Origin of the sequence: Nocardia sp. 852002-51101_SCH5132738 (genome assembly GCF_001665695.1) — a bacterium.
In the GTDB taxonomy this organism is placed as follows: domain Bacteria; phylum Actinomycetota; class Actinomycetes; order Mycobacteriales; family Mycobacteriaceae; genus Nocardia; species Nocardia nova.
Genome location: NZ_LZML01000176.1, coordinates 1 through 628 on the forward strand (window position 1 = coordinate 1; position 628 = coordinate 628).

Below are 628 nucleotides of genomic sequence, written 5' to 3' on the forward strand. Positions count from 1 at the left end.
GGGGGTGTCATGGCAACCGTGTAAGTCCGGGCGATCTGTGATCAGATGCCCTCGGACGGGCGGTTGAAGGAGAGATTTGTGAGTAAGACCACACCATCGTCGAAGTCGGATCAGGTTGCTGCGCAGAAGCTTTCGGAGGTGTTCACCTCGGCGCAGCTGGACTCGATGGTCAAGCAGGCGATGGCGTCGGAGGCCGGTCCGCAGGCCGGTATCGAAGGGCTGCTGAACGAGTTGACGAAGAAGGTGCTCGAGCGGGCGCTGGACGCGGAAATGACCGAGCATCTCGGTTACGCGGCCGGCGACCCGGAAGGCCGGGGTACCGGGAATTCCCGCAACGGGAAGAACTCGAAAACGGTCCAAACTCAGACGGGGCCGGTGACGATCGCGGTGCCGCGGGACCGCAACGGTGATTTCGAGCCGGTGATCGTGCCGAAGCGTGCCCGTCGGCTCGGGAATCTGAATACGGTTGTCCTGTCGCTGTATTCGCGGGGGATGACGACCCGCGATATCGAGGACCACTTGAAGGAAGTGTATGGGACCGAGGTGTCGCGGGAGCTGATTTCGAATATCACCGATGTGGTGGTGGACGAGATCAAACAATGGCAGTCGCGTCCGCTGGACGAGGTGT

At 61.5% G+C, this 628-nt stretch carries 1 protein-coding gene; it reads left to right on the forward strand.

Features of this window, described 5'->3' with window-relative positions; all coding sequences use genetic code 11:
* Positions 1-78 precede the first annotated feature (78 nt).
* Positions 79-628: transposase (locus A5789_RS26430; protein WP_197516743.1), on the forward strand; the 550-nt coding region annotated here is incomplete at its 3' end.